Below are 15877 nucleotides of genomic sequence, written 5' to 3'. Positions count from 1 at the left end.
AATGAGTACAAGTACAACTATCATCGCAGCAATTATTATTTCTTTTGCAGTAAGTGTTATTTTATGTCCTATAGTAATACCCATGCTTAAAAAATTAAAATTTGGACAGTACATAAGAGAGGAAGGACCAAAATCACATCAAAGTAAGTCAGGTACACCAACTATGGGTGGCATGATTATTCTTGCAAGTGTTATTGTCACATCTCTTATTTTTATGTTCGTTTGCAAGAACACAAGAATAGTACCGGTTTTGTTTATGGTTATAGGTTTCGGTATTATAGGCTTTTTAGATGATTATATAAAAGTTGTAAAAAAACGTAATTTAGGTTTAACAGAAATTCAGAAACTTGTTGCACAGATTGTTGTAACAGCAATTTTCTGTTTCTATATAGTTAAATATTCAGGTCTTGGAACAGCTACAATTATTCCTTTTACAAACGGAATGGAAGTGACAATGCCAATGTGGTTATTTATTCCATTTTTATTTATAGCTGTTTTAGGAACTGTAAATGGAGCAAACTTAACAGATGGTCTTGATGGTTTAGCAACAAGTGTTACTGTTATAATTGCAGTGTTCTTTACAGCAGTAGCTGCAGGAACAAAATCAGGTTTAGAGCCAATTTCAGCAGCTTTTGTTGGAGCGTTACTTGGATTTTTCTTATACAACGTATATCCTGCAAGAGTATTTATGGGTGATACAGGTTCGCTTGCTTTAGGTGGTTTTGTTTCATCTATGGCATTTATGCTTAAAATGCCAATTTTTATAGTAATTGTGGCATGTATATATTTACTTGAATCATTGTCAGACATAATTCAGGTAAGCTGGTTTAAGTACACAAAGAAAAAATATGGTGAAGGAAGAAGAGTGTTTAAAATGGCACCGCTTCATCATCATTTTCAGGAAAGCGGTTATGCAGAAACTCAGGTTGTGGCAGCTTTTGCAATTGCTACAGCAATGTTATGTTTAATTGGATATTTAGCATTATAAAATAATAGAATATAAATGGTGATAATTTAGCAGATGAGGAGTAATGTTATGGAACTTAAGAACAAAAAAGTATTAGTTGCAGGTTCAGGAAAAAGCGGTATAGGTGCTGCAAACCTTTTAAAAAAGGTAGGCGCAGTTGTTACAATTTATGATGGAAATGTAAAACTAAACAAAGAAGATATTTTGGCAAAATTAGATAATAAAGAAAATGTTGATGTAATTCTTGGAGAATTAAAAGAAGATGTTATAAAGCAGTTTGACCTTATGATATTAAGTCCTGGTATTGCTATTGATGCACCTTTTGTAAATGATGTAAGAGATAATAATGTACCAATTTGGGGCGAAGTTGAACTTGCCTACGTTGTAGGGAAAGGAAGACTTGCAGCGATTACAGGAACTAACGGAAAAACTACAACAACAGCTTTGGTTGGAGAAATTTTAGCAGCATATTATAAGGATGTAAATGTAGTTGGTAACATTGGAACACCATATACATTAACAGCTTTTGATTCTACAGAAGATACAGTGACAGTTGCAGAAATAAGCAGTTTCCAGTTAGAGACAATACATACATTTAAACCAGATGTAAGTGCTGTATTAAATATTACTCCGGACCATTTGAACCGTCATTATACAATGGAATGTTATACAAATGTAAAAATGAGTATTGCAATGAATCAGGAAGAAAATCAGCCGATTATTCTTAATTATGAAGATGAAATATTAAGAGAATATGCGCCAAAACTTAAAAATAAAATTGTTTGGTTTAGCAGCAAAAACAAATTAGAAGAAGGTGTTTATTTAGACGGGAAAAATATTATGTACGCTGAAAATGGAGAAAAACGTGTTATTACAACAACAGAGGACACAACACTTGTAGGTATTCATAATGTTGAAAATATTATGGCAGCAATTGGAATTTCAGTTAATATGGGAGTTCCTGATGCTGTGATTAAAGAAGCAATCAAAAAGTTTAAAGCAGTAGCTCATAGAATAGAATATGTAGATACAATTGATGATGTTATTTACTATAATGATTCTAAGGGAACAAATACAGATGCATCCATAAAAGCAATTCAGGCAATGACACGTCCAACTGTTTTAATAGCAGGCGGCTATGACAAGAAAGTTACTTTTGACGAATGGGCAAAAGAATTAGAAGGCAAAGTTAAATGCTTGGTTTTGCTTGGTGAAACTTCTAACCAGATTGCTGACACAGCAAAAAAATATGGCTTTGAAAATATTATTTTTACAAAATCTTTAGAAGAAGCAATAGATGAATGTAAGAAAAATGCACAGCAGGGAGATGCAGTTTTATTGTCACCTGCATGTGCAAGCTGGGATATGTTTGACAGTTATGAGCAGCGTGGTGATATGTTCAAGGATTATGTTAAGAAATTAAAATAGAACTTGGGGTAAGTATATTGAATAAAGAAAATAATCAGGTTTCCAAATCAGATGAACAACAATTAAATAGAAAAAGAAGAAGTGGTTATTTCGACTATAGTTTGCTATTTGTATGGATTTTTATAATGCTTTTAGGCTACGTACTTTTGTACAGTGCAAGTTCTTATACAGCATTAAATAAATATAATAGTTCAATATATTTTTTGAAAAATCAGCTAATTGCCACAGCCATGGGATTAGTTGTAATGATACCAATGATATTTTTTGACTATAGAATTTTAAAGAAGTTCAGCAAATTCATCTACGGGGCATCCATAGTAAGTGTTTTTCTCGTTTTAACACCAATGGGAATCGAGGCAAACGGTGCAAGAAGATGGGTGGACTTGAAAATTGTATCTTTTCAGCCTGCTGAGTTAGTTAAAATATCAGTTATTCTTTTAACGGCGTTTTTGCTATCTAAATGTGGTAGGGATGCTTTAAAACATGGTAAGATTTGTTGGCAGATTTACAGCATAAGTATTCTTGGGGCGGCAGTGTTGTTTATTGTCACATCTAACCTAAGTTCCGCAATTATTGTTTTAGGAATAGGAGCTGTAATGCTAATTGTTGCAGGTGCCTGCAAATTTTTTACAGGGATAATCGCAGCCGGAATAGGTGTTGGTGTTGTATCGCTGTTTTTTCTCGGAGAATTCTCTGACTTAGGATTTAGATTTAGCAGAATTGCTGTTTGGAGAAATCCGGAAGCGTACATGGATAAAGGTGGTTATCAGGTAATGCAGGGGCTGTATGCAATTGGTTCCGGTGGTTTATTTGGTAAGGGATTAGGAAACAGTGCTCAGAAATTAGGGTACGTTCCTGAAGCCTCTAACGATATGATTTTTTCCATTGTATGTGAGGAACTTGGTATTTTTGGAGCATTGTGTATTATTGCATTGTTTATTTTCTTAATTAGAAGAATGAGATATATTGCAAGTAATGCGTCAGATTTATTTGGCTCAATGGTGGTAGTTGGTGTGCTTGCGCATATTTCAATACAGGTTGTTCTTAATATAGCCGTTGTTACTAACTTTATACCAAATACAGGTGTATCCTTACCATTCATAAGTTATGGTGGAACGTCGTTAATGTTTTTGATGATAGAAATGGGAATGGTTTTATCAGTTTCAAGAAGAATAAAGAGGATTCGTTAAATGTAAGGAGTCATTATGAGTCAGGAGAAAAGAAGAGGAAGAAAAAAACACAGACGCAGAAAATTAAAAAAATGGGTTAAAGTTTCTTTTTTGGTAATTGTAATTATTGTTGCCTTAATCTTAATTGGTATATTTGGATTTAAGTTGCAAAGCGTTACATGTACTTCTGATTTGGACCAGTTTACAGATCAGGAAGTGAATGCCTACATGAGTGAACAAAAGATTGATAACACATTGGTCTTTTGGTTTAAAAGTTTAATTGGGGAAAATACACCCCTTGAGTTGTATGAGGAATATAAAGTAAAACTTTTATCGCCATCAAAAGTGAAAATAACAGGATATGAAAAGAAGTTACAGGGATACATCAAAAAAGATAAATTATATTATTACTTTGATGAGAATGGCACAATTCTTAAAATATCTGATGAAAAAATAAAAGATATTGTTCCGGTTAAGGGATTGGAAGCTACAGAATTAAAGCTTTTCAAAAAAATAAAAGTAAAAGATGAAAAGTCTTTAGAAACAATTTTGACAGTTACTTCATCAGTGGAAGCTTACAATTACAAAGTAAAACAGTATTCCATAAACAAAAACAATGAAGTGACAATGAACATAAAAAATGTGAAAGTTCAGCTTGGCAAAAAAACAAATTTGGACAAGAAATTAAAGGATTTTAATGACATGTACAAAAATGTTATAAAGTACAAAGGAACTTTAAACATGAAACATGCCAGTGAAGATGGAAGTTACACTTTGAAAAAAAGTGAAGAAAAAAAGAAATAAAGGTATTGCTATTTTTAGAAAAAAATTATATTATATAATGTATATGGCTAATATTATGTCTCTGTTTTAAGAGGCAAACTAAATTTTAAGTGAGACAAAGGAGGATGTACTCTTGTTAGAAATTACTACAAACGAAAGCGAAGCAGTAGCAAAGATTATAGTTGTAGGCGTTGGTGGAGCAGGAAACAATGCCGTAAATAGAATGATAGATGAAAACATCGGAGGAGTTGAATTTATTGCAATTAATTCTGATGCACAGGTACTTAAAAGAAGTAAGGCACCAACAACTTTACAGATTGGTGAGAAGATAACAAAAGGTCTTGGAGCAGGAGCTAAGCCTGAAGTTGGTGAAGCAGCTGCAGAAGAGAACGTAGAAGAATTAGCACAGTTATTAAAGGGTGCCGATATGGTATTCGTAACATGTGGTATGGGTGGTGGAACAGGTACAGGAGCAGCACCTGTTGTGGCACGTGTAGCAAGAGAGCAGGGAGCTCTTACAGTAGGTGTAGTTACAAAGCCTTTCAGATTTGAATCAAAGGCACGTATGAACAATGCTTTAGCAGGTATTGAAAGATTAAAGCCAAACGTAGACACACTTATTGTAATTCCAAATGATAAATTATTAGAAATCGTAGATAAGAGAACAACAATGCCTGAAGCATTAAAGAAGGCTGATGAAGTATTACAGCAGTCAGTTCAGGGTATTACAGACTTAATTAATGTACCTGCATTAATTAACCTTGACTTTGCTGACGTTCAGACAGTTATGAGAGATGCAGGTATTGCTCATATTGGTATCGGTGAAGCAAGCGGTGATGAGAAGGCTTCAGATGCAGTTCAGCAGGCTGTTACATCTCCACTTCTTGAAACAAAAATCGATGGAGCAAAGAATGTTATTATCAACATTACTGGTGATGTTAGCTTGTTTGAAGCTAATGAAGCTGCAAGCTATGTACAGGAACTTGCAGGTGATGATGCAAACATTATCTTCGGTGTAAGATATGATGATTCATACCCTGATGAATGTTCAATTACAGTAATGGCAACAGGTATTGGCGATTCAACACCAGCGCCAAAGGCAACAGCTTTTGGTATGGGAAGCACGGCTAAGAAGTTCTCATACAATGCAACACCTTCTGCTACACCAAAGAGTGAAACAACTCCTGTTCAGCAGCCACATAGTAGCATTGAGGACAAGCCACTTAACATTCCTGATTTCTTAAGAAACAAATAATTAGGCTTAAGCCAAAGTTTACTTAATAAATAAAAAGACACGAACCTGAGTATATGCAGTTCGTGTCTTTTTGTTGCAAAAACATTATTCAAAAATAAAATGGAGAGAAGCATGGAAGATAACATAAAAAAAGAAATAGAAAATAGAAGAACATTTGCGATTATTTCTCATCCTGATGCAGGTAAGACAACTTTAACAGAAAAGTTTCTTTTGTACGGTGGAGCAATTAACACAGCAGGTTCTGTAAAAGGAAAAGCAAATTCAAAGTATGCTGTTTCTGACTGGATGGGTATAGAAAAAGAAAGAGGTATTTCTGTTACATCATCAGCATTACAGTTTCAGTATGAAGGTTATTGCATTAACATTCTTGATACACCGGGCCATCAGGATTTCTCAGAGGATACTTACAGAACACTTATGGCTGCTGACTCGGCAGTGATGGTAATTGATGCTTCAAAGGGTGTAGAAGCACAGACAATTAAACTTTTCAAGGTATGTGTAATGCGTCATATACCGATTTTTACATTTATTAACAAAATGGATTTAGAGGCAAGAGATCCTTATGAATTATTAGAAGAAATTGAAAATGTATTAGGAATTAAAACATGTCCTATTAACTGGCCAATTGGTTCCGGTAAGAGATTTAAAGGCGTCTATGACAGAAATACAAAGAAAATTTCAATGTTTCAGGCTGTTTCAGTAGGTGGCGCAAAAAGTGCTGCTGAAAAAATATATGATTTAGACAACGAAGAGTTTAAAAATGAAATAGGTGATGAGTTATATGATCAGTTAGTAGATGATGCTGAATTATTAGATGGAGCCAGTGAACCATTTGATCAGGAATTAGTTGATAAAGGTGAATTATCACCTGTATTTTTCGGTTCAGCGTTGACAACTTTTGGTGTGGAAACTTTCCTTGAACATTTCTTAAAAATGACAGAGTCACCGCTTCCAAGAATGTCTGATCAGGGATTGATTGATCCAGTAACAGAACCATTTTCAGGATTTGTTTTTAAGATTCAGGCAAACATGAATAAAGCGCATCATGATAGGATTGCATTTATGAGAGTTTGCTCAGGAAAATTCGATGCAAGTAAGGAAGTTTACCATGTTCAGGGTGGAAAGAAAATGAAGCTTTCTCAGCCACAGCAGATTATGGCACAGGACAGAAAAGTTATAAATGAAGCTTATGCAGGCGACGTTATAGGTGTATTTGATCCGGGAATTTTTTCAATTGGGGATACAATTTGTACACCTGGAAAGAAGTTTGCATACGAAGGAATACCTACTTTTGCACCTGAACATTTTTGTAGATTAGTTGCCCTTGATTCAATGAAGCGTAAGCAGTTTATGAAGGGTGTTACACAGATTGCTCAGGAAGGGGCGATTCAGATATTCCAGGACTATAACCTTGAAATGTCAGAAATAATCGTAGGTGTAGTAGGTGTGCTACAGTTTGACGTTTTGAAATACAGAATGGAAAATGAATACGGTTGTGATGTTAGATTAGAGCCACTTCCATACAGACACATTAGATGGATTAAGGATCCTACAGTTAATCTAAATAACGTAAAATGTCCATCAGACGCTAAGAGAGTAAAGGATATGAAGGGCAATCCTTTAGTTATATTTACAAACGAATGGTCTGTAAAACTTTTACTTGAAAGAAATGAAGGTTTGGAAGTGACAGAATTTAAGAATAATTAACAATAAAAGCAAATCGCGAATTTATAAAAAATGAAATAAGTTATAAATTACACATAATATGGAAGGTATATATTTTGACATATTAATAGAAATGTAATTTATAACTTATTTTTTTATGTGTCTCTTCGACAGACTTTTTTATGGGAAAAATTATAATAGTAGAAAAGGGGTGAGATATATATACATATTTATAGATGTTTACTTTGGGTACAATTTTCTAATAGATTTGTCAGTTGTATTTGCAACCGGAGAGATTTTAAATAAAAAGAGTAAGTGGTACAGAATGATATTGGCAGCATTAGCAGGAGCCATATACAGCGTGTTGACTCTTTTTTTGAAGGAAAACATACCGGTTAAAATAATTTTAACTTATCTGATAGTAGCTGAAATAATGATAATTCTTGCTTTTGGAAAAATGGATTTTAGGGCAAATGTGAAGGCTTTCCTTGTTATGTATGAGGCTACTTTCCTGCTAAATGGCATAATGAATCTGTTTAATAAAAACAACAGTATGCTTTTGAGTATTGTTATTGCAGTTACATGCAATAGCATTATCAGACTGTTAGCTAAGCTTATGCTAAAAGAGGCAGGAGCAAGTAAAAATCTGCTTAAAATAATCATAAAAGAAGGAAATTGCAAAGTAGATGTTACTGCACTTGTGGATACGGGGAATAACCTTTTTGAGCCTATGACCGGAAAGCCGGTTTCCATTATTGAAAAAACTGTTGCAGAAAAAATTATAAATGAAAATTCGAGGTTTACTTTTATAGCTTTTAAGTCGCTGGGCAAGGAAAATGGGCTGTTAAAAGGAGTTTTTTGTGAGTACATAGAAGTAAATGGAAATAGATACAATAATCAGATTATCGGTATATATAACGGTAAATTAAGTAATGATAATATGTATCATATGATTTTACATCCTAAATTATTAGAATAAAAGGGGGAGAGTTTGTGAAAGCGTTAGATTTTGGAAAAAAATACATGGGAAAAATTGCCTTGTTAAAAGGGCTACTTTATTCAAAAGAAGGGGAAATATATTACATTGGTGGCAATGACATTTTGCCACCGCCTTTGGAAGCAGAAGAGGAAGCAACCTGCATAAAGAAAATAATTGAAGGTGAGGATAAGGAAAGTCGGTCGAAATTAATTGAACATAATTTAAGACTGGTGGTTTACATAGCCAAGAAATTCGATAACACAGGAGTAGGCGTTGAAGATTTGATTTCCATTGGCTCCATTGGATTGATTAAAGGAATAAATACTTTTAACCCTAATAAAAACATAAAACTGGCAACTTATGCATCCAGATGTATTGAAAATGAAATTCTTATGTATTTAAGAAAAAATAATAAAACAAAACTGGAAGTGTCAATTGATGAGCCACTTAATGTAGACTGGGATGGTAATGAACTGCTTTTGTCAGATATTTTAGGGACAGATGAGGATATTATATCAAAAGACATAGAAAATGAGGTAGAGAAAAAGCTTTTGTACAAGGCGATAAACAAGCTAAATAACAGAGAAAAAACAATAGTACAAATGCGTTATGGACTAAATAATATTGATGGCGAGGAAATGACGCAGAAAGAAGTGGCAGACTCTCTTGGAATCTCCCAGTCTTACATATCAAGACTTGAAAAAAAGATAATAAGAAGACTGAAAAGAGAAATTGTAAAGTATCAATAAAAAACATAATAAACCACAATTCGACAGTATATAAAGTTTATAGTTTCAAAAAGAAAATATTACGAATAAAGAGCCGATATTTAGGAAAACATATTTATGTGAAAATACAAAAATATGAAAGTAGGAAATATTATGGCTCTTTTTAAAGTGGAAATATGTGGCGTAAATACAGCCAAACTACCATTATTAACAGAAGAGGAAAAAAGAGAACTTTTTAAGGAAATAAAAAAAGGAAACATGGAAGCAAGAGAAAAGTACATTAGAGGCAATTTGAGATTAGTATTAAGTATTTTGCAGAGGTTTTCTAACACAGGAGAAAATGTTGACGACTTATTTCAAATAGGATGCATTGGCTTAATAAAAGCGGTAGATAATTTTGATGACACACTAAATGTAAAGTTTTCAACTTATGCGGTACCTATGATTTCAGGAGAACTGAAAAGATTTTTGAGAGATAACACGGCAATTAGAGTTAGCCGCTCCATCAAGGATACGGCCTATAAGGCAATTTATTGCAGGGAAAACATAATTAAGTCAACTAACAAAGAACCTACAATCGGTGAAATTGCAGAGCATATTGGGGCAACGGAAGAACAGGTGACTTATGCGTTAGATGCCATTCAAAGTCCGGTTTCCTTATATGATCCTGTATATGATCAGGGAGGGGACACCCTTTATGTAATGGATCAGATTAGCGATAAAAAGAATAAAGAAGAAAACTGGGTTGAAGACATTGTGCTAAGGGAGGCCTTAGACGGGCTAAACGAAAGAGAAAGAAAAATTATAGACATGAGGTTTTTTTATGGAAAAACTCAAATGGAAATAGCTGATGAAATAGGAATTTCCCAGGCGCAGGTTAGCAGACTGGAAAAAAATGCAATTAAAAACATGAAAAATTATATTAAATAAAAAGACGATTTTAAGAGAACAAAAATAAAAATAAAGAATACTATATATAAAAAAGGTCTTTTATGAGAATAGAAGAATTAAAACGAAAACAAGTTATAAATTGTTGTGACTGCAAAATTCTTGGCAATGTTTGTGACTTGGAATTTGATATATGTACCGGCTGTATAAAATCTATTGTTGTTATGGGACCAAGTAAATGGTGCGGGCTTGTTTGCAGTGATTTTGAATATATAATACCTTTTGGTTGTATTACTCAGGTTGGGCCTGATATTATTTTGGTTCGTGTGGAAGAGAAGGAGGTCAAACATAAAATTAAAATATCTTGACCTCTCTAAACACTTTATTTATAATGGCTTTGTGTAAAATTAACTAAAATAAACAGCAAACTTAGAAGAAAAATGAATTAAGTTCATTTTTATAATAGTTACAACTAAAGGCTGATGACCAGATGGAGTATACTAGGAGGAAGAAACATGAAGTGTCCATATTGCGGTGAAGAAAATACAAAAGTAATAGACTCAAGACCTGCGGAAGAAAACAACGCCATAAGAAGAAGACGTCAGTGTCTTAAGTGCAAAAAAAGATTTACAACTTACGAGAAAGTAGAAAACATTCCTCTTATTGTTATAAAAAAAGATGATATAAGAGAGCCTTATGACAGAGGAAAAATTGAAGCAGGAATAGTAAGATCATGTCACAAACGACCTGTTTCTTATGAACAGATAGTAAGTGCTGTGGAAGATGTAGAAAATAAAATATTCAATATGGAAAAAAAGGAAATATCCAGCAGAGTAATAGGTGAGATTGTAATGGAAAGATTAAAAGAATTAGACCAGGTTGCCTATGTAAGATTTGCTTCAGTTTACAGAGAATTCAAAGATGTTAATACATTTATGGATGAGTTAAAGAAATTGTTAAAATAAAAGTATGTATTTTTAGAAGTGTTAAGAAACTTACAAAATACAAAATACCGGGAGAAAAGAATGTTAGAAAGTTTATATCCAGATAAATATTTGAAATCTGTAGATGAAATAGATTTTGAAGAATACTATAAGCAGGGTATCAGAGGTATTATATCTGATATTGATAATACTCTTGTTCCACATGGAGCACCGGCAGATGAACATATAATTAATGTGTTTGAAAAAATACATCAATTAGGAATAGAAACCTGCCTCATATCAAATAACAAGGAACCAAGAGTAAAGCCATTTGCAGATGCGGTGAATTCAAAATACATATTTGATGCTCATAAACCAAGTAAAAAAAACTACATTAAAGCAATGAAAATAATGGGAACCAACGAAGAAACAACATTGTTCTTAGGAGACCAGATTTTTACTGATGTGTGGGGGGCAAACAGAGTTGGTATTAAATCAATTATGGTTGAAAAAATTAATCCAAAAGAAGAGATACAAATTGTTTTGAAAAGAATTCCTGAAAAATTCATATTATGGAATTGGAGAAGAAAAAACAAAAAGTCAAAATAATTTTGTGTGAAATAGTAGAATATAAATGCTAAAATAGCGCAACAGAAATAATAAAGAACAGAAATAGTAAAGATAAAGAGATTGTAAATGGAAAGATACGTAGAATACGCAGAATGATAAGTTGTAAAAAAGTTGTTTGTAATTAAACGAAAAATTACAAACAGCTTTTTTATGTAAGAAATTTATTCGGAAATTCATATTATATAAAAACGTTCCTCTAGGGATGAATCCTTGTGCGAAAAGAATCTGAAAAAAGAAATTCCACCCAAATTTCTTTTTCATAAAATATTTTAAACTGTAAAATAAAGTTCTTTAATATGTTCTACAGGCATATCTTTTCCTGTCCAGATTTTGAAAGCTTCAGCTCCCTGGTATAAAAGCATATACAAACCGTTAAAAGTCTGGCAGCCCTGTTCCTTAGCCATCCTAAGAAGTTTTGTTTCCATTGGATTATAAATAACATCAGAAACTATTAAATCCTCTCTTAACATTTTCTTGTCAGGAATAATGCAACTGTCCACATTTGGTGCCATGCCAACAGAAGTAGCGTTAGTTAAAATCTGACTTTTTTCAATTGACTCGCCTAAAACATCATCATTTCCAAGTTCAATTAATTTAGCATTACAATCTGTTTTACTATTAACAGCGTCAACCATCTTTTCGGCTTTTTCCCAGAAACGGTCTTTTATACTAAAAACATTAATGTTCTTAACGCCATCAAGAGCTGCCTGAACAAAAATAGAAGAAGCGGCCCCACCGGCACCAAGTAAAGTCATTGTATCGCCGATTATGTCAAAACCTGCGTCCTTAACAGACTGCATATAGCCGATTCCGTCAGTGTTATGGCCGATGAATCTGCCATCTTTATTTACAACTGTATTTACGGCACCAATCATTGATGCGGCAGGTGACAATTCATCTACCAATTCGCAAATAAGTGTTTTGTCAGGCATTGTGCAGTTAAAACCGGCAACGTTTAATTTCTTTAAACCTTCGTAGGCAATTTTTAAATTATTTTCAGGAACATCAAAGCACAAATAAACGTAGTTAAGTCCTAATTCCTTAAATGCTTCGTTGTGCATTAAAGGTGACTTGCTGTGTGCAACAGGGCTTCCAAGAAGACCTGTAAGCTTTGTATGGCCGTTGATTTCATTTATACATCCCATAATAATCCTCCAAAGTAAAATAGTTTAGCTTATTAAAGTATAAGAGCTTTTATAAAAAAAGTAAACCTTCTCATTGACTTAAAATAACAGCTAAACTATACTTTAATTATTGCAAAAGTGGAGGTACTAATGAAAACAAAAATTTGTATTCCTATTATTGGACAGGACGAAAAAGAAGTGTTAGATCAGACTGAGAAGATTTTACAAATGCAACCTGACTTGATTGAATGGAGAGCAGATTATATTGAAAAATTAGATACGGATGTAATTGAAAACATAACTGCGAAGTTAAAAAATATTATTGGAAATGTCAAACTTGTTTTTACATTTAGAACTGCTGATGAAGGTGGTAAGCAGAGTATAAGTGATGAGAAGTATTCAGAGATTTGCTGTAAGGCAGCAGAAAATTGCGATTATGTAGATGTGGAAATAATGGGACACATGAAAATCGCTAAAAACTTAATTGCAGAAATTAAGAAAAATGGTGCAAAAGTTATTGGGTCAAATCATCATTTTGATAACACACCTTCTAATGGTGAAATAATAGACATAATGAAAAAAATGGAAGAACAGGGAGCAGACATTTGCAAAATTGCAGTTATGCCTGAAGCAAAAGAAGACGTAGAAAGATTTATGGATGTATCTTCGCAGCTTAAAGATATATTAAATGTTCCTATAATAACAATGTCTATGGGAGAACTTGGGGCAGTTTCAAGAATATGCACAAATATTACAGCTTCAAGTGTATCGTTTGCAGCAGGTGTTGATGCATCAGCACCTGGGCAGGTTAAGGCAGATATTTTAAGAAAATTACTAAAAGTAAATGAAGGTTGTAGTTTAAAAGGAAATATTTCTTTAATCGGTTTTATGGGAACAGGAAAGACAACTGTATCAAAGGCATTGTCAAAAATTACATCTTTTAAGGAAATTGATGTAGATGCCTACATAGTTGAAAATGAAGGAAAAGCCATAAGCGACATATTTAAGGATAGCGGAGAAGCATATTTCAGAACACTTGAAACAAATGCGTTACAGACAATTTCAAGTAAGCAGGGACAGATTATTTCCTGTGGCGGTGGTGCTGTATTAAAAGATGAGAACGTAGACATACTAAAGAAAAACGGAGTTATTGTTTTGTTAACAGCTACTCCTGAAACAATATTTGATAGAGTAAAAGACCACACTCACAGACCAATATTAAATAACGACATGAGTTTAAGACATGTAAAAGAGTTAATGGAACAAAGAGAACCAAGATACCAGTCAGTAGCCAATGTTAAGGTAAATGTGGACTCTAATGACAGAATTCTTACATGCTATAATATAATTAACTATTTAGAAAAAGAAGGCTATATTGAAATTGAAATTAATAATTAGATAAAGGTTGAAAATATTTATAGAATCTTTTATAATGATAGAAGCGTGATTTATCACAGATGAACTTTTAGGAGGAAAAATTATGGTAACAGCAGGCGATTTCAAAAATGGTATTACTATTGAATATGATGGAAAGATTTGTCAGATCATCGAATTCCAGCATGTAAAACCAGGAAAAGGCGCAGCGTTCGTTAGAACAAAATTAAAAGATATCAAGAGTGGTGGTGTTGTAGAAACAACATTCAGACCAACAGAAAAATTTGAAAATGCTCATATCGACAGAAAGGATATGCAGTATTTATACAATGATGGAGATCTTTACTACTTCATGGATGGTGAAACTTATGACCAGATTGCTGTAGGTGCAGACAAGGTTGGAGATTCACTTAAGTTTGTTAAGGAAAATGAAACAGTTAAGATTTGTTCATGTAAGGGTGATATCTTTGCAATTGAACCACCTATCACAGTTGAACTTCAGATTACAGAAACAGAACCAGGATTCAAAGGAAACACAGCTACAAATGCTACAAAGCCAGCTACTGTTGAAACAGGAGCTACAGTATATGTTCCTTTATTCGTTGAACAGGGGGAAACAATTGTAATTGATACAAGAACAGGTGAATATTCAAAGAGAGTATAATTTTTGAATTATATAAATTAGGACTGCGGAAATATTTTCTGTGGTCCTTTTTTATGTAATAAGAAATTCCAGCGGAATTTCTATTACATAAAAGATGTTCCACTATAGATGCACCCTGGTGTGAAAGGAAAACGTTCCACTATGGATACAACCTAGTGCAAAAAGAAAACAGTTGCGCAACAACACGCACCCGGTGTGTAAAATGTGGCAAGCAACATTTTTATTAATAGGAGATAGTTTATGAAAATAGTAATTTTAGATGCTGCGACACTTACAATAAATAACGATATTGATTTTTCTATATTTGACAGGTTTGGTGAAGTGAAAATTTATGATTTTACAAAAGATGAAGAAATACCTGAACGTATTAAAGATGCAGATGTTATTTTATGTAATAAATCTTCAATGTCTGAGAAGGATTTATCCGGGGCAAAGAACCTTAAATATATAGGTTTGTTTGCTACAGGATATAACAACGTTGATTTGGAATACACAAGAAAACATGGTATTACGGTTTGCAATGCCGGAAGCTATTCAACAGAGGCAGTGGCTCAGCACGTTTTTGCATTTATACTTCATTATTACAACACAATCTCAAGGTATGATGAATTTGTAAAGAACAAGGGCTGGATAAACACTAACAAATTTTCCCCTTTTATGGAAATGAAAGAACTTTTCGGCAAAACTATAGGTATTATAGGTTATGGTTCCATTGGACAAAAAGTAGCAGTAATTGCAAATGCTTTTGGGATGAATGTTCTGGCATACAGTAGAAGTGCATTAAAAGAAAAAATACAGTCTGATGAAGTGACGTATGCTGCAGTTGATGAAATCTTGGGAAAGTCAGATATTGTAACAATTCATTGTCCGTTAAATAAAGATTCGGAAAAAATGTGCAATAAAGAATTCTTTACTAAGATGAAAAAAGACAGTCTTTTTATAAACACATCACGTGGAGGAGTTGTAAATCAGGAAGATTTAATGTGGGCGTTAAACAATAATGTTATACAATATGCGGCATTAGATGTTATTGAAAAAGAACCAATGCCAGAAGATTGTAAGCTTATTGAAACAAAAAATCTTGTGATTACACCTCATGCAGCATGGGCTCCTTTAGAGACTAGAGAGCGCCTTATTAAAATCGTTTCGAAAAATTTGCAAAAATGGGTTGCAGGAACCCCTATAAATGTTATAGAATAGAGCACAAGAGGGGTGTTAGGTTTAAACACATATCTAGTACAATAATATGCGGGCACGGAATCAGCTCGTAATTGTATGAACAATTTAATTATATTTAAGG

General features: G+C 33.3%; 16 protein-coding genes. 15 read left to right on the top strand and 1 reads right to left on the bottom strand.

All coding sequences use genetic code 11. The features are described from left to right. The first annotated feature begins 1 nt into the window (after nt 1). The 12 genes from mraY to DW006_RS03635 all read left to right on the top strand — a co-directional run bounded on the left by mraY (nt 2) and on the right by DW006_RS03635 (nt 11394). Entirely contained in the window at nt 2-988 is a 987-nt protein-coding gene (gene mraY / locus DW006_RS03690; protein ID WP_117999103.1) for a phospho-N-acetylmuramoyl-pentapeptide-transferase, read from the top strand. A 48-nt stretch (nt 989-1036) separates the two neighbouring features. Beyond that, nucleotides 1037-2395, top strand: coding sequence for a UDP-N-acetylmuramoyl-L-alanine--D-glutamate ligase (gene murD, locus DW006_RS03685; protein WP_117999102.1), 1359 nt, complete (start codon nt 1037-1039; stop codon nt 2393-2395). Nucleotides 2396-2412: 17 nt separating this feature from the next. Further along, nucleotides 2413-3585 (top strand): putative peptidoglycan glycosyltransferase FtsW, encoded by a 1173-nt coding sequence (locus tag DW006_RS03680; protein WP_243002572.1) that lies wholly within the window; start codon nt 2413-2415, stop codon nt 3583-3585. Nucleotides 3586-3600: 15 nt separating this feature from the next. Beyond that, the gene (locus DW006_RS03675; protein WP_117999101.1) at nt 3601-4368 is read left to right on the top strand and encodes a cell division protein FtsQ/DivIB; all 768 of its coding nucleotides are present in this window, start codon (nt 3601-3603) and stop codon (nt 4366-4368) included. Between the two features lie 112 nt (nt 4369-4480). Continuing rightward, nucleotides 4481-5602 (top strand): cell division protein FtsZ, encoded by a 1122-nt coding sequence (gene ftsZ / locus DW006_RS03670; RefSeq protein ID WP_117999100.1) that lies wholly within the window; start codon nt 4481-4483, stop codon nt 5600-5602. Nucleotides 5603-5713: 111 nt separating this feature from the next. Continuing rightward, on the top strand, nt 5714-7309 hold the full coding sequence (locus tag DW006_RS03665; protein WP_117999099.1) for a peptide chain release factor 3: 1596 nt from the start codon (nt 5714-5716) through the stop codon (nt 7307-7309). Nucleotides 7310-7478: 169 nt separating this feature from the next. After that, nucleotides 7479-8246 carry a sigma-E processing peptidase SpoIIGA gene (locus tag DW006_RS03660; RefSeq protein WP_158561060.1) on the top strand — a complete coding sequence of 256 codons (768 nt, stop codon included), beginning with the start codon at nt 7479-7481 and terminating at the stop codon, nt 8244-8246. Between the two features lie 44 nt (nt 8247-8290). Then, nucleotides 8291-8995 carry an RNA polymerase sporulation sigma factor SigE gene (sigE, locus tag DW006_RS03655; protein ID WP_117999216.1) on the top strand — a complete coding sequence of 235 codons (705 nt, stop codon included), beginning with the start codon at nt 8291-8293 and terminating at the stop codon, nt 8993-8995. A gap of 132 nt (nt 8996-9127) precedes the next feature. After that, nucleotides 9128-9904 carry an RNA polymerase sporulation sigma factor SigG gene (gene sigG, locus DW006_RS03650; protein ID WP_022166241.1) on the top strand — a complete coding sequence of 259 codons (777 nt, stop codon included), beginning with the start codon at nt 9128-9130 and terminating at the stop codon, nt 9902-9904. A gap of 62 nt (nt 9905-9966) precedes the next feature. Further along, nucleotides 9967-10230 carry a YlmC/YmxH family sporulation protein gene (locus DW006_RS03645; protein ID WP_117999097.1) on the top strand — a complete coding sequence of 88 codons (264 nt, stop codon included), beginning with the start codon at nt 9967-9969 and terminating at the stop codon, nt 10228-10230. 147 nt (nt 10231-10377) lie between these two features. Next, the gene (gene nrdR, locus DW006_RS03640) at nt 10378-10827 is read left to right on the top strand and encodes a transcriptional regulator NrdR (RefSeq protein ID WP_022166239.1); all 450 of its coding nucleotides are present in this window, start codon (nt 10378-10380) and stop codon (nt 10825-10827) included. A gap of 60 nt (nt 10828-10887) precedes the next feature. Further along, on the top strand, nt 10888-11394 hold the full coding sequence (locus tag DW006_RS03635; RefSeq protein WP_117999096.1) for a YqeG family HAD IIIA-type phosphatase: 507 nt from the start codon (nt 10888-10890) through the stop codon (nt 11392-11394). Nucleotides 11395-11684: 290 nt separating this feature from the next. On the opposite strand, the gene DW006_RS03630 is transcribed toward DW006_RS03635, so the two are convergent. Further along, the gene (locus DW006_RS03630) at nt 11685-12560 is read right to left on the bottom strand and encodes a shikimate dehydrogenase (protein WP_199521876.1); all 876 of its coding nucleotides are present in this window, start codon (nt 12558-12560) and stop codon (nt 11685-11687) included. A gap of 129 nt (nt 12561-12689) precedes the next feature. Between DW006_RS03630 and aroD the strand changes: the two genes are divergently transcribed. From aroD to DW006_RS03615, 3 genes are all read left to right on the top strand, one after another. Then, nucleotides 12690-13937, top strand: a complete 1248-nt coding sequence (gene aroD, locus DW006_RS03625) for a type I 3-dehydroquinate dehydratase (protein WP_117999095.1) — start codon at nt 12690-12692, stop codon at nt 13935-13937. 82 nt (nt 13938-14019) lie between these two features. Beyond that, nucleotides 14020-14577 (top strand): elongation factor P, encoded by a 558-nt coding sequence (efp, locus tag DW006_RS03620; RefSeq protein ID WP_117999094.1) that lies wholly within the window; start codon nt 14020-14022, stop codon nt 14575-14577. Between the two features lie 240 nt (nt 14578-14817). Continuing rightward, a complete protein-coding gene (locus DW006_RS03615) occupies nt 14818-15777 on the top strand; it encodes an NAD(P)-dependent oxidoreductase (protein ID WP_117999093.1) in 960 nt (319 codons plus the stop codon). The last annotated feature ends 100 nt before the right edge of the window (nt 15778-15877 follow it).

The organism is Eubacterium sp. AF36-5BH, assembly GCF_003460505.1.
GTDB lineage: Bacteria > Bacillota > Clostridia > Lachnospirales > Lachnospiraceae > Eubacterium_G.
This window is presented reverse-complemented; position numbering and strand designations above follow the sequence as displayed.